Below are 1,713 nucleotides of genomic sequence, written 5' to 3'. Positions count from 1 at the left end.
ATTTACTGATAGTATCTGGGATCAATATTTCTTGGGAACCTTCTGTTCTTAATTTTGCCCCATCACTCCATAATCTGACTCTTTTCAAATAAAGATATTGTGACAATTTAACTAAGTTCATAGTTCTACCTCTATTACATTGTTTAGCTCAAGTTTTTCTTGGTTATCTGGAGTAATGGCTTGCTTATCAGTTTGAGCTAATTGTTTATTTAATTCATTTGATAGACCGATAATAGTGAGTCTTTTCATAAAGAATGTAATCGGAATATCCACCTCTATTTCAGTTAGAACCAGATTTCTCAGTTCTATTGCCATTAGAGAGTCTAATCCCATTTGATTTAGAGATTCTTGTATATCTATTTGAGAATTTTTCATCCCTAACAGTGAAGCTGCTTTATCTTGGATATAAGCAATTAATATCTTTTCTCGTTCCATAAAGGAAACTGATTTTAATTGTTCTAAATGGCGATTATCCTGAATTTCGTTTGTAACTGTTGAAGTAGTTTTTTCTAACCAATCCGACAAAAACCGCCACTGTGCCACTCTATCCTGCCACCCTGACCACTCAATAGGAACTACCCCCACTTCCACATCCGAACCACTCATCAATAGTTCCAAAGACTCTAATACCTGAGCCGGAGATATCACACCCATCCCCTGCTTACCTGCTCTCATATCTGCACCTCGTTCTGCTGCCTCCCCTATTTGAGACACCGCACCCCAATGAATACTCAATCCCGGCAATCCCATCTTCCTACGATAATGAACTAAACCATCGAGAAACCCATTAGCTGCGGAATGATTTCCCTGACCAGGCGAACCCAACAGAGACGCCACTGAAGAAAACATCACAAAAAAGTCTAATGATTGATTTTGAGTCAGTTGATGCAAATGCCAAGCACCTTGCACTTTCGGTGCCATCACCTGCTCAAAACTAGACCAACTCTGGTTTTGTAACACTCCATCTGATAACATCCCCGCCGAATGAATCACTCCTCCTAATGGTTTGTTTGATTCCTCAATCCTCTGCCACACACCTCTCATTGATTCCCAGTCAGACACATCAGCTTTCTCCACTACCACTGACGCTCCTGCCATTTCTAACTCTGTTATCTTTTTCCGAGTTGCATCATCTGGCGAACGACGTCCTAACAATACTAAATGTTTAGCACCTAAAGACACCATCCAATTGGCTACCAGTAAACCCAAACCGCCCATACCTCCTGTTATCAAATAGCTAGCTCCCGAACGGAAACTTAAAGGCTTTTTAGTTGTACCATCAGCCACTTGTGTTTGACTCACCACAATCTTGCCTATATGTTTAGCTTGCTGCATATAACGGAAGGCATCGATGACTTTCTCTATAGGAAACACCGTCACTGGTGGTGGTTGTAGTAAACCGTTGCTCAACTTATCTTTTAACCCTTGCAACATAGAATTGATTAATTCTGGTTGCTCTTGAAACTCTTTAACTAAATCTACCACAAAATAAGACACATCCGGTCTGAGTTCTGCAACTTGGCTTGAATCCCATATTCCTCGCTTGGCGATTTCCACAAATCGACCACTCTGAGTTACCACTGACATACTCTTGCTAATAAATTCCCCAGAAGTCAGAGAGTTGAGTACAATATCCACTCCTTGACCTTGAGTTATTTCCATCACCTGGTCAGCAAATTCATAGGTTCGGGAATTCATAATATGTTTGACACA

General features: G+C 40.6%; 1 protein-coding gene. It reads right to left on the bottom strand.

Translation table 11 applies throughout. The features are described 5' to 3' along the window. Positions 1 to 117: 117 nt before the first annotated feature. The coding region (locus tag F6K53_RS40280) for an SDR family NAD(P)-dependent oxidoreductase (protein WP_293085717.1) at positions 118 to 1,713 on the bottom strand (1,596 nt) is incomplete at its 5' end.

Origin of the sequence: Moorena sp. SIO4A1 (assembly GCF_010672065.1) — a bacterium.
Classification (GTDB): Bacteria; Cyanobacteriota; Cyanobacteriia; order Cyanobacteriales; family Coleofasciculaceae; genus Moorena.
Note: the sequence above shows the minus strand (reverse complement) of the source record. Positions and strands in the feature narration are given on the sequence as shown.